15 protein-coding genes are annotated in these 15,550 nt (G+C 67.5%); 5 read left to right on the top strand and 10 right to left on the bottom strand.

The annotated features are described in order from the left end of the window. Window positions 1–76: 76 nt before the first annotated feature. Together AB0M22_RS24810 and AB0M22_RS24805 are read right to left on the bottom strand one after the other, a co-directional pair. A complete protein-coding gene (locus tag AB0M22_RS24810) occupies window positions 77–1,438 on the bottom strand; it encodes an aldehyde dehydrogenase family protein (protein ID WP_364731196.1) in 1,362 nt (453 codons plus the stop codon). Further along, complete coding sequence (locus AB0M22_RS24805; RefSeq protein ID WP_364731193.1) at window positions 1,438–2,490, bottom strand: AMP-binding protein; 1,053 nt, start codon at window positions 2,488–2,490, stop codon at window positions 1,438–1,440. Before AB0M22_RS24805 ends, AB0M22_RS24810 begins: the two co-directional genes overlap by 1 nt. Before the next feature lie 138 nt (window positions 2,491–2,628). Between AB0M22_RS24805 and AB0M22_RS24800 the strand changes: the two genes are divergently transcribed. The 4 genes from AB0M22_RS24800 to AB0M22_RS24785 all read left to right on the top strand — a co-directional run bounded on the left by AB0M22_RS24800 (window position 2,629) and on the right by AB0M22_RS24785 (window position 5,254). Continuing rightward, window positions 2,629–3,507: a LysR family transcriptional regulator gene (locus AB0M22_RS24800; RefSeq protein ID WP_364731191.1), complete on the top strand. Its 879-nt coding sequence runs from the start codon at window positions 2,629–2,631 to the stop codon at window positions 3,505–3,507. Window positions 3,508–3,881: 374 nt separating this feature from the next. Further along, on the top strand, window positions 3,882–4,487 hold the full coding sequence (locus tag AB0M22_RS24795) for a response regulator transcription factor (RefSeq protein WP_364731188.1): 606 nt from the start codon (window positions 3,882–3,884) through the stop codon (window positions 4,485–4,487). A gap of 195 nt (window positions 4,488–4,682) precedes the next feature. Beyond that, window positions 4,683–4,901, top strand: a complete 219-nt coding sequence (gene rpmB / locus AB0M22_RS24790; RefSeq protein WP_150404480.1) for a 50S ribosomal protein L28 — start codon at window positions 4,683–4,685, stop codon at window positions 4,899–4,901. Beyond that, window positions 4,865–5,254: a hypothetical protein gene (locus AB0M22_RS24785; protein ID WP_364731185.1), complete on the top strand. Its 390-nt coding sequence runs from the start codon at window positions 4,865–4,867 to the stop codon at window positions 5,252–5,254. Before rpmB ends, AB0M22_RS24785 begins: the two co-directional genes overlap by 37 nt. A gap of 74 nt (window positions 5,255–5,328) precedes the next feature. Here the strand turns inward: AB0M22_RS24785 and AB0M22_RS24780 are convergent, their stop codons facing one another. Both AB0M22_RS24780 and AB0M22_RS24775 read right to left on the bottom strand, forming a co-directional pair. Continuing rightward, window positions 5,329–6,084, bottom strand: a complete 756-nt coding sequence (locus AB0M22_RS24780; protein ID WP_364731183.1) for a nucleotidyltransferase domain-containing protein — start codon at window positions 6,082–6,084, stop codon at window positions 5,329–5,331. A 166-nt stretch (window positions 6,085–6,250) separates the two neighbouring features. Beyond that, window positions 6,251–6,841 carry an XRE family transcriptional regulator gene (locus AB0M22_RS24775; protein ID WP_364731180.1) on the bottom strand — a complete coding sequence of 197 codons (591 nt, stop codon included), beginning with the start codon at window positions 6,839–6,841 and terminating at the stop codon, window positions 6,251–6,253. 80 nt (window positions 6,842–6,921) lie between these two features. Between AB0M22_RS24775 and AB0M22_RS24770 the strand changes: the two genes are divergently transcribed. Next, a complete protein-coding gene (locus tag AB0M22_RS24770; RefSeq protein WP_364731178.1) occupies window positions 6,922–7,941 on the top strand; it encodes an NAD(P)/FAD-dependent oxidoreductase in 1,020 nt (339 codons plus the stop codon). Between the two features lie 380 nt (window positions 7,942–8,321). Here AB0M22_RS24770 and AB0M22_RS24765 read toward each other — a convergent pair whose 3' ends face one another. From AB0M22_RS24765 to AB0M22_RS24740, 6 genes are read right to left on the bottom strand one after another with little or no spacing between them, the layout of a single operon-like run. Beyond that, window positions 8,322–10,436, bottom strand: coding sequence for an MMPL family transporter (locus AB0M22_RS24765; RefSeq protein WP_364731175.1), 2,115 nt, complete (start codon window positions 10,434–10,436; stop codon window positions 8,322–8,324). After that, window positions 10,433–11,632: a peptide synthetase gene (locus AB0M22_RS24760; protein ID WP_364731172.1), complete on the bottom strand. Its 1,200-nt coding sequence runs from the start codon at window positions 11,630–11,632 to the stop codon at window positions 10,433–10,435. The genes AB0M22_RS24765 and AB0M22_RS24760 overlap by 4 nt, the downstream gene beginning before the upstream one ends. 30 nt (window positions 11,633–11,662) lie before the next feature. Then, window positions 11,663–12,709 (bottom strand): NAD-dependent epimerase/dehydratase family protein, encoded by a 1,047-nt coding sequence (locus AB0M22_RS24755; RefSeq protein WP_364731169.1) that lies wholly within the window; start codon window positions 12,707–12,709, stop codon window positions 11,663–11,665. Further along, window positions 12,706–12,981, bottom strand: a complete 276-nt coding sequence (locus AB0M22_RS24750) for a hypothetical protein (RefSeq protein WP_364731165.1) — start codon at window positions 12,979–12,981, stop codon at window positions 12,706–12,708. Before AB0M22_RS24750 ends, AB0M22_RS24755 begins: the two co-directional genes overlap by 4 nt. Continuing rightward, the gene (locus tag AB0M22_RS24745) at window positions 12,978–14,651 is read right to left on the bottom strand and encodes a fatty acid CoA ligase family protein (protein ID WP_364731162.1); all 1,674 of its coding nucleotides are present in this window, start codon (window positions 14,649–14,651) and stop codon (window positions 12,978–12,980) included. Before AB0M22_RS24745 ends, AB0M22_RS24750 begins: the two co-directional genes overlap by 4 nt. Next, window positions 14,648–15,550: a hypothetical protein gene (locus tag AB0M22_RS24740; RefSeq protein ID WP_364731159.1), complete on the bottom strand. Its 903-nt coding sequence runs from the start codon at window positions 15,548–15,550 to the stop codon at window positions 14,648–14,650. Before AB0M22_RS24740 ends, AB0M22_RS24745 begins: the two co-directional genes overlap by 4 nt.

Below are 15,550 nucleotides of genomic sequence, written 5' to 3'. Positions count from 1 at the left end.
ATCGACCCGAACTCGCCCCACCACCGTCGCATCTCACCCATCGTGCCACAGCCCTGACCGGCGGCCGAGACGGTCGTCAGCGCAGGACGGATTTGGTTCGCATGAGGAATTCGCCGAGGTAGCTGTCGTGGGGGAGGGCGGGGTCCAGCCAGGTGGTGGGGTGGTTGCCTAGGTAGACGTTGCTGATGGTTGGTTCGTTGATGAGTTCGTCGATCAGGTTGCGGTCGGGGGTCAAGGCGGCGAGGACGAGGGTGTTGCGTAGCGGGGTGAGGGCGTCGGTGCGGGTCCAAGGGGCGATCCAGACGCAGGGGAAGGGGAGTTCTGCCGTGATCTGGGGGGCGAGGGGACTGTCGACCTGGTGGACGGCGGGGCGGAGGGCGGCGGTGCCGTTGCCTAGGTCGTGGACGATGCCGGTTCCGCCTAGCCAGGGTTTGGTTCCTGCGGCTCGTTTCAGGAGGTGGTCTTCCCATTGGTGGGCGGCTTGGAGGGTGTGGACGGGGAGGATGGCTTGTTCATCGTGGGCGGGCAGGCTGGGGAGGGCGGCTAGGCGGTCGGCGACTGCGGCGGCTATGGGGGTGGGGTCGCCTTCGACGAGGATTGCGGTGGCGTTGACGCAGCCGACTCCTCCACCGCCGCTGATGGATTCGACGATGGTGTCGAGGGCGGAGGTCCAGTCGGCGTCTTCGGTCAGGAGGATTTTGGAGCGTCCTGGGCCCTGGGGGAGGATGGCGGGGTTGCCTGCGTATTTGGCGACTACGGTGTCGCCGCCGTAGACCATGCCGAGGTCGGCCAGGCGGAGGATTTCGTCGGCCGCGTCGTGATCGGTGGGCAGGAGCATGACCTGGTCTTCGCCGAAGCCGGCGGTACGTAGGGCGCTGATCAGCCGGTGTGGGGTGAACGGCTCGCGGCGGGAGGGGCGTACGGCGACGCGATAGCCGAGGGCGAGGGGTTCGAGCCAACCCTGGTGCACCGCAGGGTGATTGCCTGCGGCGTGCACGGCGAACACTTCGCCGCGCCGGGTCCACACCGCCCGGCCCGCTCGGGTGGATGGGTCCTGCCACTCGCCGACCGCGCCGACCGGGCGTGCGTTGTGCACGTTGCGGTAGGCGTGGGCGGCGGCGCGCTCGATGCCCTCGGTTGCCTGGCGTACCACCGTGATCGGCATGCCGGCGACCGCGCTGACCGTGCGCTGGTATTCGTCGGCGGTCTGGCCGGCGACCCGCTCGGTCGCGAAAGCGTGGCCCGCGCGAGCGATCGCCGCGATCCGTTCGTCGACGGGGACGGCGGATGTCTGGTGCATGGCTTGCATCGCCCGGGTGACGTAGAGCCGGGGCACGAGACTCAGTGTGGCGACCGGATTTCCGGTGCGGTCGTGGATGATCTCCTGCTTGCGCGACCGGTACGGGCCGGTGGGGCCGAGTGCGTCGAGGTGGAGCATCAGTACACCCCTTCGATCACGGCCGCGCCACCGAAGGCGGCGACCGGCGCGACGTCGGCGACAGAATCTCCGAAACCCGCTGTCGGGGAGGCCATTCGCACGCCGTGGTCGCGTTCGGTGTTGTTGACCAGCAGTGCCGTCTTGCTCAGATGATTCATCACGACCTGACCGCGTTCGCCGTAGGGAACGACGTTCCCGGTCTCCGGGTCGACTATCCGGAACGTGGTGTACGGGGCGAAAGTGTCGAATACGCACGAATCCTCGTCACTCAGGCCGGGACGTTCGATCGCGGCACCGAGAACCATTGTGCTGCCATACATTCCGACCAGCTCGGTCTGCGGGAATACCTCCCGGCGCAACAGATCCCGCGTATCGGCGTCCAAATGCGCACCGCCCCAAATGATCGTGCGAACCTTGCGATTGACCAGCTCGACCAGGTCGTCGCGCCGCGCGAGCCGCTCCAACAGCGGTGGCGTGGAGACGAGTACGCCCACTTCCTGACTGCGCAAGATGTACCCGATCTGCTCGATCAGATGATCGGTGTAGGCATCGGCCTCCCCGCCCCGCCCGTCGGCGATCAGTCGCTTCACCCAGCGCGGGTCGAGATCGATGGTGAAGTTCAGGCCGCCGCGCTCATGGCAGAGCCCGGCGATGGTGGCGCCGACACCATGTGGCCCACTCGGAATCGCACTGAGCCAGTCGGCATCTCGGGGGACACCGATGGCGTCGAATCGTGCGCCGAGCCACTCGGCGGCGGTGCGCTCCCAGTCGGCGGTGAACACCACGCGCTTCGGTTGCCCGGTGGTGCCGCCACTTTCGTACACGCGCACCGGGCCCTCGTACCCGCGGGGGATCAGGTCGCGGACCGCGATGTCGCGCAACTCGTCGACGACATTCGGGAACAGGGCCAGATCCTCGAAGCTCCGGACGTCGGCCAGCGGATCGAAATCCAGGGTCTTGGCGCGCGCCAGCCAGAACGGCGAACCGGTTTCCGCGCTGAAGTGCCAGCGCATCATCGCCCGCACGAACTCGCCGGGATCGTCCTCGGACATGAAATATCCTCTCGCAGAACAACTATCGATCGAGGCAGCAGCGGCCTCACCAGCAACGCTAAGACCGGACAAGCCATAGCGTCCAAGACCGAAATACTCATGTATTGATGCCTCCACAGTTATGAGAGGATCGCGATCATGGACCTGTTGTCGCTGCGCTATTTCGAGGTGGTCGCCCGCCACGAGCACATCAGCCGCGCCGCCGCGGAACTGCGCGTCGCGCAACCGTCGATCAGCCGGACGATCGCGCGCCTGGAGGCCGAGCTGGGTGTGCAGTTGTTCGACCGGCAGGGCCGTCATATCCGGTTGAACCGGTTCGGCGCGGCCTTCCTGCGCCGGATATCCCACGCCCTCGCCGAAATAGACGACGCGCGTAGGGAACTGGTCGATGCCGCCGGCCTGGAACACGGCCTGGTTGCGGTCGCGTCGGAAACGCTGCTCTCGCTCACCGAATTCCTGCCCGGCTTCCGCGCCCGATATCCGGGGGTCGAGATCCAGCTCTATCAGTCCACCGCCGAGCGGATGGTCCAGCAGCTCGCCGCGCGCGAGGTCGACCTCTGCCTCGCCTCCCAGCCGCTCACCGGACCCGACCTGCATACCGTCGAGCTGGTCCGCGAACCCGTCCTGCTGGCGGTGCCGGCCGCGCATCCGCTGGCCGGCCGCAGCGATGTCCCGGTCGAGGCGCTGGCGGGGGAGCCGATCGTCACCACCCGGACCGGCTATTGGCAGCGCGCGCTCACCGACCAGCTGTTCGCCGCGGCCGGTCTGGTGCCGAACGTCGTGGTGGAGGGCGACGAACTCGCGGCGGTGCAGTACCTGGTCAGCGCCGGACTCGGCATCGGCCTGATCCCGGCGATGTCGTTGCGGGTCGGCACCCACCCCGAGGTCGGCTGGGTGCGGCTGAGCAGCCCGGACAGCTACCGCACGCTGCGCCTGGTCTGGCGCGAGGACGCCTATCTTTCCCATGCGGCGCGACAGTTCCGCGACATGATCATCGAGCAGTTGAGCGGAAAATAGGTTGGCGCGCGGTGCTGCCGGTCGTAAGGTGGTGGCGTTTGCGGGGCGCGTACCGCGTCCGGCTTCCATCGAGTTCTGAGGTGATGACCTATCCCAAACGCTTAGGAGTTGTCGTTCCGGCACTGACACCGTGAGCCGCTCAAGCGTGCTCTGGTCAGTTTGTGGACGGCTGCTCCCGATGGCCTGGGATGCTCGTTGTACCTTTCCTGCTCCTGTGCGCAGTTGACGTACGTGACCTGGCCTGCCCGTTTGCTATTTCCAGCTGTCCGACAACCGGTTTCGGATCCCGGACGGATTGGCTCGTGTAGCCCCGGGTGGTCGCGTGATGTCAACGGGCGCAGTGTATTCGGCATTCGCCGACTAGGAATACGTTCATGATTCGAGTGCTGATCGCCGGGGGTCAACGGCTACCCCGCGAGGCTGTGGCCGCGGTACTTTCCGGAGAGCCGGGGATGCAGGTGGTGTCGCAGGTGGCATTGGGGACCGAGGTGGTGGCGAGCGCGCGGCGCACCCGGCCGAACGTGGCGCTGCTGGATGCGGAACTCGCCGGGCTGGATGGGGTTTCGGCCGCGACGCGGTTGAAGTCGGTGCTGCCGGACTGTCGCGTGATCGTGGTGACGACCCCGAACCGCCCCGACGTGCTCAGGTCCGCGCTCGCCGCACAGGTGGAAGGGTTCTTGAGTAAAGGCGCATCGATCGACGCGTTGACCGCCACTGTGCGCCGGGTCGCGCACGGCGACCGAGTATTGGATCCGCAGGCGGTCACCGAGGCGCTGCACGGACCGGACAATCCGCTCAGTCCCCGTGACCTAGACATCCTCCGCCTGGCCGCGCGGGGCCGCACTCCCGACGAAATCGCTGTGGCGCTGCATCTTTCGTCGGGAACGATCCGTAACAACCTGGCCGCCATCAATCGAAAGGTAGGCGCGCGCAACCGCATCGAGACGATCCGCATCGCCGCCGATCGCGGATGGATCTGAGCCGCAGTGCAATCTGCACGGAATGTCATGCGATCTGCATCGATCCTGGGACGGAACGATCGCTGTTTGCGCTGGTCATCACCGTGTTCGTCGCCGACATCGGGATTCGACCGCAGCGCACGATTCGAGGCGACCACCAACAATGCAACTGACCACCGACGCCGACGGCAATGCCGTCGGAGAACAGGAGAGACGATGTCCGCCCATTGTGACGTCTGCGGCAAGAAGCCGAGCTTCGGAAAGCAGGTGGCGCGGGCCGGCCGCCGTGCGCAACAGCGGTACGTGAAGGGACGGACGAGTCGCCGGTTCAATCCGAATATCCAATCCGTTCGAGCCGTGAAAGACGGTGCGCCTGTGCGAATGAAGGTGTGTACCTCATGCATCAAGAAGGGCAGTGTCCAGCGTCGCGCCTAGTACTGTCGAATACGATGGCAGCTCAGATCTTTTCGGACTCGGTGCATCGATTGCTGATGTGGTTGAACGACATCGGCGATCGATCCGTCGATGCGCGAATTTTCGAGCGTGATGAATTCCCCTGCCACGAATGCGGATTGGCAACTGCGCCCATCGACGGTCCGGACGAGTGGTACACGGTCCACGACGCCATATGGAAATGCGCCGCAGCTTCAGCGGACAGCATTCTCTGCATCGGCTGCCTCGAATCCCGCCTCGGCCGCCGACTGCGGCACACCGATTTCGTTGCCGCCGCGCTCAACCAGCCGGGATATGGACACCACAGCCCGCGACTGCAAAGTCGCCTGCGGTGAACTGACCAGCCACACAGCTGGACGCGCGCACGCTCCTCGGCAGATTGCCGAAGAGCGTGCGCGCATCCCATGTCTCAACTGTTCATCGCACCGTCGAACAGTGCTTCTGCTTCGATGATGGCCTGGGTCAACGACTTCGGGTTCGAGTCGAGTCCGGTGACAATGGCGTCGATGTCGCGGAGTCCGGCTTGGTGTAGCAGTCGTTTTTCGTTGGTGGTCCATTGGCCGCGGGCGGCCAGGACCGCGTGGGCGGTGTGCATTGCGGCGATGACGAGAGTTGCCGCTACTTCGGCGGTTTGGCCGCGTTCGACATAGGCATTCTTGGCGTACTGCACCGTGATTGCGGCGCGGTTCTGCCATATCGGCGGGGCGGTCGTGCGGAGAGCTGAGGGGTAGGTGGGACGGGGGAGGGTGCCGTGTAGGACCTGGTTGATGGCCAGTTCGGCGACGACCAGGTAGCTGGGGATGCCGGCCAGATGGAACATCAGTGGCTCCCAATGGAATCGGCCTTGTTCGGCTTCGGCGAGTTCGTGTTCGACGACGTCGAGATCGCGGTAGTGGACGTCGACCTGGCGGTCCTCGATGGTGAACCAGGCGCCACCGTTGAAGACGCCGCCGCCCCAGCCGCCGAGTTCGGAAACCTCACCGGGCCAGCCGAGTTCGCGTAGATCGTTGGGGTCGAGGGATTTTCGATAGTAGATGGCGAGGTCCCAGTCGCTGTCCGGGGTGTGCGTGCCCTGGGCGCGCGAGCCGCCGAGCGTGACTGCCTGGACGCCGGGGATGGCGGCCAACCGGCCGGTGACGTGCTGAAGGAAGGTTTCGTCGGGCATATCTGTCCTAGGTCGTAGGAGTGATGACGGATGCGGGCAGCACCACCGAACGCTCGAACCGCTACTGCGGCTGCGTTATCCAGCGGGCGCACTCGGCATCGGTCATCACTCCATGACATCGGATGGTACCGAGTGCCCGCGACGATCTCGACCTATTTTCCGACCGCTACTGATCCGGCGGTTTGGGGCGGGCGCGCAGGTGCGCGCGTTCGCCCTGCTTGCCGAAAAGGCTGAGGAACTCCACGGATTCGGCGGTCGCGGCGCCGAACCAGTGCGGCACCCTGGTATCGAATTCGGCCGCCTCGCCGGGGTTGAGCACGAGGTCGCGTTCGCCGAGCACGAGCCGCAGTTTGCCGTTGAGGACGTAGAGCCATTCGTAGCCCTCGTGGGTTTGCGGCGACGGCTCATTGCGGCTGGATTTGGCCGGGAGGACCATCTTGTAGGCCTGGATGCCGCCGGCCCGGCGGGTGAGCGGGAGGATGGTCATGCCGTGCGCGGCCATCGGGCGCAGGTGGATGCGCGGGTCGCCGGTGGGCGGGGCGTCGACGAGTTCGTCCAGGGTGACGCCGTGCGCGCGGGCGAGCGGGAGTAGTTGCTCGAGCGTCGGGCGGCGGCCGCCGGATTCCAGGCGGGACAGGGTGCTCACCGAGATGCCGGTGGCCGCCGACAGGGCGGCCAGCGTGGTTTCGCGTTGTTTGCGCAGCGCGCGCAGCCGGGGCCCGACCGCGTCGAGCGCTTGATCGAGGTCGTCGTCCATCACTACAGCTTGCCATATCGGCAACAAAGATTGCACATACGCCGGGTTGGCCCGCATGGTGGTTCGTGGAGGTGGTCATGATGACTGAACAGCTGAAAGACGGCTATGACGTGGTGGTGGTCGGCGGTGGCGCGGCCGGATTGAGCGGTGCGCTGATGCTCGGGCGGGCGCGGCGGTCGGTGGTGGTGATCGACGCGGGCGCGCCGCGCAATGCCCCGGCCACCGGCGTGCACGGGTTGCTGGCCCGGGACGGGATGGCGCCGAGCGAGCTGATCGAGCGCGGGCGCGCGGAGGTGCGCGGGTACGGGGGTGACGTGGTCTCCGGCGCGGTCGAGACCGTGTCTCGCGCGGACGACGGATTCGTCGTGGCGCTGGCCGACGGCCGGACGGTCCGGGCGCGGCGATTGCTGGTGACCACCGGACTGGTCGATGAGCTGCCGGAGATCCCTGGCCTGCGTGAACGGTGGGGCCTGGATGTGCTGCACTGCCCGTACTGCCACGGCTGGGAGGTCCGCGACCAGGCGATCGGCGTGCTCGGCACCGGGCCGATGGCGGTGCACCAGACGTTGCTGTTCCGCCAATGGAGCGACGACATCACCCTTTTCACGCACACCATGCCGTCGCCGAGCAGTGCGGAGCTGGAGCAGTTCGCCGCGCGCGGCATCACCGTGGTGAAAGGCGAAGTGGCATCGGTGGAAACCGTCGACGATCGACTCGTCGGCGTGCGCATGAGTGATGGCCGGTTGGTCCACCGCGAGGCGCTGACGGTGATGAGCCGGATGTCTGCGCGCACCGATTTCCTTGCCGGACTTGGGCTGCGGCCGACGCAACATCCGTTCGGTCTCGGCGAGCACCTCGTCGCGGACGCGATGGGCCGCGCCGAGGCGCCCGGCGTGTGGGTCGCGGGCAACGTCACCGATCTGTCCGCGCAGGTCGGCGGGGCCGCGGCGGCAGGCGCTTTCGCGGCCGCGCAGATCAACGCCGACCTCGTCACCGAGGACACCCAGCGCGCGGTGGCGGCATATCGAAACACGTTCTCCGCCGAAAACGAGGCGCGGGTCAGCGAATTGGTGTCGGCCGATCGTCGGCACGGCATGTGAACCAGGGAATGACCGGCGGAGTGCTACGCCTCGGGAATCGGAATCAGCTCGAGGTGCTCGGCCGCTTTAGGCGGCTTGCACGCACTCCGACCGGTCACCAAATTCACCCCGCCCTTGTGTGAAACCAGGAATCTGCCGCATACACAGCGCATATAGCGCACCGCCCCGTGCGTGGAGACAAGCATCGGTGATGGCCAGGAGCAGGAGGGGCAGGCGGCGGACATGGGAGCTAAGCCTGGAGAGCGATCGACGGTATTGCAATCTTCATCCCGGCGTGGCGACCGATCGGTATGAAAAAATATTCTGCGAACAAGATATTCATCGATGTTCCAGATGTTTTCGGGATCCGGTGTGGCGCTTCGACCGGGCCCCAGCATGATTCACGGAATTGGCGCTGGTTGTTCCGCATGTTCGACGGTGGCGGGGATTCGGCGCGAGGTGCGGATGGGGGTCCACCAATTGGCGGGGCCCATGAGTTTGACGAGGGCCGGGACCAGCAGCATGCGCACTAGGGTGGCGTCGATCAGCAGCGCGATGATCATGCCGAGACCGAGGAAGCGCATGGGGGTCAGCGGCGAAAGGGTGAAGGCGCCGGTGACTATGACGAGCAGGGTCGCGGCGGCGGTGATCACGCGGGCGGTTTTCAGAGTGCCGATGCGGACCGAGGCCGCGGTGTCGGCGCCGGCGTTGTGCGCCTCGACCATGCGGGAGAGGAGGAAGACCTCGTAGTCGGTGGAGAGGCCGAAGACCACGGCGATGATCAGCACGAGCATGCCCGCGGCGAGCGGGCCGGGGCTGATGCCGAGCAGTCCGGCCAGGTGGCCGTCGTTGAAGATCCAGGTGAGGACGCCGAAGGTGGCGGCAAGGCTGAGAAACGCCATCAGCACGGCCTTGAGCGGCAACACGATTGATCGGAAGGCCGCGAAGAGCAACAGCACGGTAGCGGTGACCATGGCGAGGATCATCCAGGGCATGGCGTGCACGATGGAGCGGACGCTGTCGACGGTGGCGGCGGTGTCGCCGCCGATCCGCAGGACGGTGCCGTCGGGTGGAGTCAGGGCGCGGATGTCTTCGACTGTGGCCGAGGCGTTTTCGCTGCGGTCGGTGGCGGTCAGGAACGCGTGGAAGACGACGAAATCATCGGCACGGCCCACCTGGAGTACCTGTCGTACGCCGTCGACGTGACTCAGCGCGGTGCTCGCGGCATCGACGGCGGCGGACTGCGGTGGGCCGTCGGTCCCTTGCAGCACCGCCGTGACGCCGCTGCTCGCGGCGGGGAACCCGGTGGTGAGTTCCTCGACGGTGGTGCGCATTTCATTGCCCGCGGGCAACGCGCGATGATCGATGTCGCCGAGCTTCGCGCCGGTGAGCGGCACGGCGAGGACCAGGAGCACCGCGCCGACGACGATGGCGACGAGGCCCGGCCTGCGCAGCACGGCATCGACCACCCGGCCCCAGAATTGCTCGGTGCGATCCTTGGTGCGCGCCTTGCCGATTCGGGCGCCGAACAGCGCGAGCATGGCGGGGAGCACGGTGAGCGAGAGTCCGGCGGCGAGCGCGACCGCGGCGATCGCGCCGAAACCCAGCGAGCGCAGCACGGCCTGCGGGAACACGAAAGTTCCGGCGAAGGCACAGATCAGCAGCAGCGCCGAGAACGCGACGGTGCGGCCGGCGGTGGCGCAGGTGCGTTCGATGGCGGACTCGACACTGCGGCCGCCGGCGTGTTCTTCCCGGAATCGGGTCACCAGGAACAGCCCGTAATCGATGGCCATGCCCAACCCGAGCAGCGAGGCGATATTCACCGCGAACGTGCTGACCTCGGTGAACTCGGTGAGGACCCGGATGGTGCCCATCGCCCCGAGCACGGTGAGCACCCCGACCGCGACCGGCATCGAGGCCGCGACCAGGCCGCCGAACACCAGCACGAGGATCAGCAAAGTGAGTGGCAGCGAGATGGATTCGGCGCGCACCAGATCGTGCTGGGACTGGCCGTTGATCTGGGTCGCCAGGGCGCTGTAACCGGACAACTTGGTCTCGATGCCCGGAACCTTCAGTGCCGCTTCGATATCCGGGTAGGCGGTGACCCGCCGGTTGTCGTCACCGGCCAGGAACACCGCCGCCAGCGCCTGCCGGTTATCGGCGGACTTCAGGAACTGTTTACGCGGCGGGACGCTGTTCCAATAGGTTTCGATCGGACGCTGGAGCAGCGTCGGATCGATCTGGGCCAGCGACTGCTGAACGCGCGGGCCGATATCTTCGAGAGTCTGTCCGGCGGGCGCGGTGTACAGCGCGACCGCGTCGGGTGTCTGCGGACCGAAGTGGTCGCGGACGAGCTGATCGACCGCCGCCGACTCGCTGTACGGGTCATTGAATCCGGCGGCGCTCACCTTGTCGGCGGTGTTCAGGCCGAGCAACCCGAACAGCAGCATCACCCCGACGACCACGGCGAGCACCGTGCGCGGCCGGGCGATGACGAACCGTGCCCAGCCGGTCATCGCACCGGCGAATCTTGCGGCGCCAGATCGGCTTCCAGCGTGGCGGCGATCTTGTCGAGCAGCGCCTCCAGCCGCGGCTCGATGCCTTCGCCGTTGCGACACGACACCGTCAGGTCGATCTTCCCGCCCGACTCCATCATCCCGAACAGCAGCGGCATCGCCCCGCTGTGCTGCGGCAGCACCCGCATCGTGCTTGGTGTCCACCCGGGCACGGCCATCTCGTCCAGGTCGAACTTGCCCATGTGGGAAACGGTGGCCGACACCATGTTCCGGTTGAACCGGGCGCCGATCCAGTTGCTGACCCGGAGCACGGAGCGGATCGCGGCGGGCGGGAACTTCGACAGGCCACCGTTGTCGAGCTGGTTCAGCTCGGTCTTCTGCTGCAACCCGGCGCGCATCCGGGCGCTGACCGTCTCCCAGCTGTCGCCGGGCGCGACGTCGAGAAACAGTGGCAGCGCGAGGTTTCCGGTGGAGCGCAGCGCCGGATCGTGCCTGCGCAGGTCGACCGGGACCATGAACCGGGACTTCGCGCCCGCCTCGGCGGCGAGGATCGCCGCGACCCGCGCGATCATGCCCTTGCCGGTGGCGTGAATGGTCCGGTGCCGCAACAACCAGCGCGACGCCGCCGGATCCTGACGACCGCGCCCGGTCGGGGCCGGATAGGTCGGCAGCACCAGCGTCTGCTTGCCCGGCGCCCCGACCTGCGCCACCAACTCGGCGTCGGAGATGGGGTCGGGCGCACCGACCGGAGCTACGCCGCGCAGCGCGCGCAATACGTCGTCGACCCACATTCGCATGCCCATCCCATCCATCACTCCGTGGAAGACACGGAACACGACGGTGGTTTGTTCACCGGTCAGCAGCAGCACCTCGGTGGTGCGGTCGGGGGTGGGGCCGATCGGACTGTTCAGGACGGCGTCGTTTTCCAGCGTGGCGTAGTCGAGCGTCCACCCCGGCACGACCCGGACCTGGGCCGAGACCCCGCTGTCCACCCAGTATTTGCCGTCGCGGACCAGCCGCGCGCCGGGATTCGCCGCGGACGCCACGTCGACGGCGCGCTGCACCGCGTCGGGATCGAGGGTGCCGACCCCGTGCACGACCATGTGCATCAGGAACGGCGGCGACACCTCCCTGGTGAAGAAGTACAGGCGCTCCGTGGGCGAGATCTTCCGGCGAAAGACGGTGTCTGTGGTCATGATTGCCTCCGGTGACGACTGGGGGAGTGCTCAGCGCAGATGTCGGGTGAGTTCTTCGGCGCCGCCCTGGGTTTCGAGCCACGCGAGGAAGGTGGCCAGGCCGGTGTCCCGGTCCACGACCGGGGTGTAGCCGAAATCGCGGGCGGCGGCGGTGGTGTCGTAGGTCGCGCTGCGCGTCATCAGGGCGACGGCGTAGCGGGACAGCGGTGGCGACCAGCGGGTCGCTACCGCCGGTATGCGCCAGATGGTTTCGATGACGTTTACTACGGCGTTGATCACCTTGGGGTTCGGTTTCCGGCTCGGCGGTTGATAACCGAGGTCGGTGGCGACGGAACCGAGGAACTCCCAGACATTGGTCTGCTCGGCATCGGCGACGAAATACGCCTTGCCGCCCACCGCATCCGAGGCCGCCGCCTTGACGCACGCTTCGACGATGTTGTCGACGTGGCACAGCGACGCGTAGACGGTGCGACCGAACGAGATGTCCGGCAGCGTGCCGGCGGCGGTCTTGCCGAGCAGGCGCACGATCGGACCGGACCGGTCGCCCGCGCCCCAGATCGCCCGCGGGCGCAGCGCGCAGGTGGTGAATCCTTCGGTGTTCGCGGCCAATACGGCGCGTTCGGCCGCGGCCTTGGTCTCCGAGTAGAGGTTCAGGTAGCGCCGTGGATAGGGGATCGACTCGTCGACGTCGAGCTGATCGCCGCCGTCGTAGTCCATCAGCGCACTCGGGCTGGAGATGAAGACGAACCGGGACGCGCCGCCGCGGCGGGCGGCATCCAGGAGCCGTTCGGTGGCCCGAACGTTCTCCGCCCAGAACTGGTCCCGGGTTCCGCGTTCGTCCACCCGCGCGGCGCTGTGGAACACGATGTCGACGCCGTTGGTCGCGGCGACCAGCGAGGCCGGGTCGGTCAGATCGCCGTAGACCAGCTGCACCCGATCGGCGTCCGCGCCGAGGTCGGCCAGCTTGCTGGTGCGCCGCACCAGGATCGACACGTCGTGCTCGCCGTCGCGGACCAGCCTGCGCACCAGCGCGCCGCCGAGGAACCCGGAGGCGCCAGTAACCAATACCTTCGTCATCGCGTCTCCTGCGTTCGCCACCAGGTCATTCCGAAGATCTGCGTCAGTACGGCGGTCTCGACGGGGGAGCGCCCCGAACCCTCCGCCGCCCGCAGCGCGGGCCGGATCTGCGCCGCGTGCACGACGACGCTGAGGAACGCGTCGATCCACCACGCGGCGCGCAGCACCCGGTTCTGCGGCACCCGATCCGTCGCGATCGCCAGGACGCCGCCGGCCAGATACAGCCAGCCGAGCACCGGAATCGCCCGCAGCGCCGTCGTTTTCCCGCTCATCCGTGCTTTCCGATCTGCTCGGCCGCCCACTGCGACAGCTGCTCGCGGCCGATCTTGGCGTTGTGCCGGATATCGACCGGGAACCCGGGATGGCTCAGGAAGTCGGCGACCGCGCGGGTGAGTTCGAACTCTTGCCCGCGAGCCCGCAGCGCGGCCCCGACCGCTGCGCCGTCGGCCTCGGGCTTCAGTTCGAAACACAGCACGGGTCGCTGCGCACCGCGGGCACCGACGCCGACCAATGCCGTACGGGCAACGCCGGGCACGGTATTGAAGATCTGCTCGACCTGGACCGTGAACATCGGTCCGCCGGCGGTGTCGACCCGCTGACTCTTGCGCCCGCAGAACCAGATTCGGCCCTCGTCGTCGATCCAGGCGAGATCGCCGGTGCGATGCCAGATCCGGTCGCCGTCGACGATCTTGCCCTGCCGGTTGGCTGCTTCCGGCCAGTAGTAGTGCGTGCTGACATTCGGTCCCGCGACCACGAGTTCGCCGATGCCGCGCGAGTTTTCGAGTTCGCCGGCCAGTTCGTCGACCCGTGCCCAGCTCGGGATGGCGTCATCGGTGATCGCGATGATGCGTGCCTCGATCTTGTCGGCCGGTCGGCCGATGCAGGTGCCCTCGCCCTGGTGCGTGCGCTCGACCAGGCCGCCGAACAGTTCCCGGGATTCGATGAGCGACATCGGCAACGCCTCGGTCGACCCGTATCCGGCGAAGATCTGCACGTCCTCGGCCAGCACCTCGCGCAGCCCGGCGATGCACCAGTCCGGCACCGGCGCGCCACCGGAGTAGATGCTGCTCAACGTCTTCAGCTCGATCGGCTGCTGTTCGAGATGCCGCAGCAGCGGAATCAACAGGGCCGGCGAGGCGAACATCGTCCGCACGCCGAACTTCTCGATCGCGTGCGCGACATGCGCCGGATCGGTGGAACCGACCTTGCTCGGGATCAACGGCGGTAGCACACAACGGGATCCGAGCAGCAGATCGAGAATTCCGACCAGCGGCAACGTGATCAGCGAGGTCTCCGGCGCCACCTCGCCGCGCGCGGTGTGCACCTGGTCGATCATCGACGCCAGATTGCCGTGGGTCAGCTCGACCGCCTTCGCGGGTCCGGTACTGCCCGTGGTGAATCCGATGACGAGCACGTCTTCCGCGGGCGCGGGCACCCGCTCAGGCGCGGTGCCGGACGGTGTCCGGCCCCACGCCGCGAGCCGCTCACCGCGCCAGAACCAGCGCTTGCCCACGGTCACCGTGGTGCGCACCTTGCGGAAGCTGCGCCGGAACAACACCCGCACGGCATGCGCGGGCGGAATCCCGATGAACGCCTCCGCCTCGACGGCGCGCAGGCAGTGCACCATCTTGCGCAGCCCCATGCCCGGGTCGATCACCACGGGCACGGCGCCGATCTTCAACAGCCCGAACAGGATCGCGTACAGCTCCGGACTGGGCAGCACCAGCACGATGGTGCGGGTACCCGAGCCGACCCCGGCCGCGGTGAGCCGCTCGGCGATCGCCTCGGACCAGTCGTCCAGCTCGCGGTAGGTGACGTGCCGGTAGGACGGGAGCTCGCCCGACGTCGTTGCGTCGGGGAAGATGACCGCCTCTCGATCCGGTTCCGTGCGCGCGAACGCACGGAACCGGTCGATGGCCGCCCAATAGGTTGCCGAGGTCACGCAGCCGCCCCGGCGAACGCGGGCAGCCGGTACAGCACCGCCGCCGCCGACGGGCCCGCGCCCGCCGCGACGAACAGCACGTGGGTGAAATCCTTCAGGGTGTCCGCGATGACGGCCCGGTCGTAGGCCTGCGGCAGCGACGCGGTGTGCGGGTCGCCGTCGGTCAGGTCCGGCGTGCGCACCGAATCCTGGTCGATGCCAAGCACATCGGCGAGCCGCTTCGGGAACTCGACGGTCGGCGTCGACGCGATGAGCGCCGTGCCGGTCAGGTCGGCGTGCTCGGCGAGCGCGGCCTTGGCGGCCTCGGTCGCCACATTCAGCAGCCGATCTTCGAAGTCCGGCTCGCGATCGACGGTCATCAGACCGCGCCCCACGCTGCCCATGGTGGACAGGTCGACGTACGCCTCGACCACCGGGGTGCCCGCGCCGTTGACCGTGTGCACCTTGCCGAAGCCGTCCGGCTCCTCGGTGTACTCCAGCAGCAGCGCGGCTCCCGAAGTGGCATACGGGAAGTCGTCCGCGGCGGCGGTGCGGGCCATCGACGGGTGACCGTCGCCGGCGACGATGAGCACGTGCTCGGCGCTGCCGGTCTCCAGCAGCGAGGTGGCGACCTGCACGGCGTTGAGCACGCCGGTCGCGCCGTTCATCAGGTCGAAGGAGAAGGTCCGCGGGTCGTCCTTCGCGTACTCCAGGCCGATGCCCGCCGCCTTCTGGATCAGCGCGGACACGGCCGGCTCGACGGTGTTCTGGTCCCGGAAGACACCCGCGTTGATCAACACGCCGACCTGGTCGGGCCGGACCCCGGCCCGCTCCAGGCTCTGCTTGGCGGCCCGGCCGCTGTTCTCCACACTGCTTTGCGTTTCCCGGCTGATGCCGACGGATTTGATGCGCACGCCCAT

Source organism: Nocardia sp. NPDC051756 (assembly GCF_040681495.1).
Taxonomy (GTDB): Bacteria; Actinomycetota; Actinomycetes; order Mycobacteriales; family Mycobacteriaceae; genus Nocardia.
Note: the sequence above shows the minus strand (reverse complement) of the source record. Positions and strands in the feature narration are given on the sequence as shown.

What these genes read in the sequence shown, in the direction of transcription:
- AB0M22_RS24810 (WP_364731196.1), bottom strand. Translation starts at nt 1,438, where the DNA reads ATGCTCCACCTCGACGCACTCGGCCCCACCGGCCCGTACCGGTCGCGC.
- AB0M22_RS24805 (WP_364731193.1), bottom strand. Translation starts at nt 2,490, where the DNA reads ATGTCCGAGGACGATCCCGGCGAGTTCGTGCGGGCGATGATGCGCTGG.
- AB0M22_RS24800 (WP_364731191.1), top strand. Translation starts at nt 2,629, where the DNA reads ATGGACCTGTTGTCGCTGCGCTATTTCGAGGTGGTCGCCCGCCACGAG.
- AB0M22_RS24795 (WP_364731188.1), top strand. Translation starts at nt 3,882, where the DNA reads ATGATTCGAGTGCTGATCGCCGGGGGTCAACGGCTACCCCGCGAGGCT.
- rpmB (WP_150404480.1), top strand. Translation starts at nt 4,683, where the DNA reads ATGTCCGCCCATTGTGACGTCTGCGGCAAGAAGCCGAGCTTCGGAAAG.
- AB0M22_RS24785 (WP_364731185.1), top strand. Translation starts at nt 4,865, where the DNA reads ATGCATCAAGAAGGGCAGTGTCCAGCGTCGCGCCTAGTACTGTCGAAT.
- AB0M22_RS24780 (WP_364731183.1), bottom strand. Translation starts at nt 6,084, where the DNA reads ATGCCCGACGAAACCTTCCTTCAGCACGTCACCGGCCGGTTGGCCGCC.
- AB0M22_RS24775 (WP_364731180.1), bottom strand. Translation starts at nt 6,841, where the DNA reads ATGGACGACGACCTCGATCAAGCGCTCGACGCGGTCGGGCCCCGGCTG.
- AB0M22_RS24770 (WP_364731178.1), top strand. Translation starts at nt 6,922, where the DNA reads ATGACTGAACAGCTGAAAGACGGCTATGACGTGGTGGTGGTCGGCGGT.
- AB0M22_RS24765 (WP_364731175.1), bottom strand. Translation starts at nt 10,436, where the DNA reads ATGACCGGCTGGGCACGGTTCGTCATCGCCCGGCCGCGCACGGTGCTC.
- AB0M22_RS24760 (WP_364731172.1), bottom strand. Translation starts at nt 11,632, where the DNA reads ATGACCACAGACACCGTCTTTCGCCGGAAGATCTCGCCCACGGAGCGC.
- AB0M22_RS24755 (WP_364731169.1), bottom strand. Translation starts at nt 12,709, where the DNA reads ATGACGAAGGTATTGGTTACTGGCGCCTCCGGGTTCCTCGGCGGCGCG.
- AB0M22_RS24750 (WP_364731165.1), bottom strand. Translation starts at nt 12,981, where the DNA reads ATGAGCGGGAAAACGACGGCGCTGCGGGCGATTCCGGTGCTCGGCTGG.
- AB0M22_RS24740 (WP_364731159.1), bottom strand. Translation starts at nt 15,550, where the DNA reads ATGGGCGTGCGCATCAAATCCGTCGGCATCAGCCGGGAAACGCAAAGC.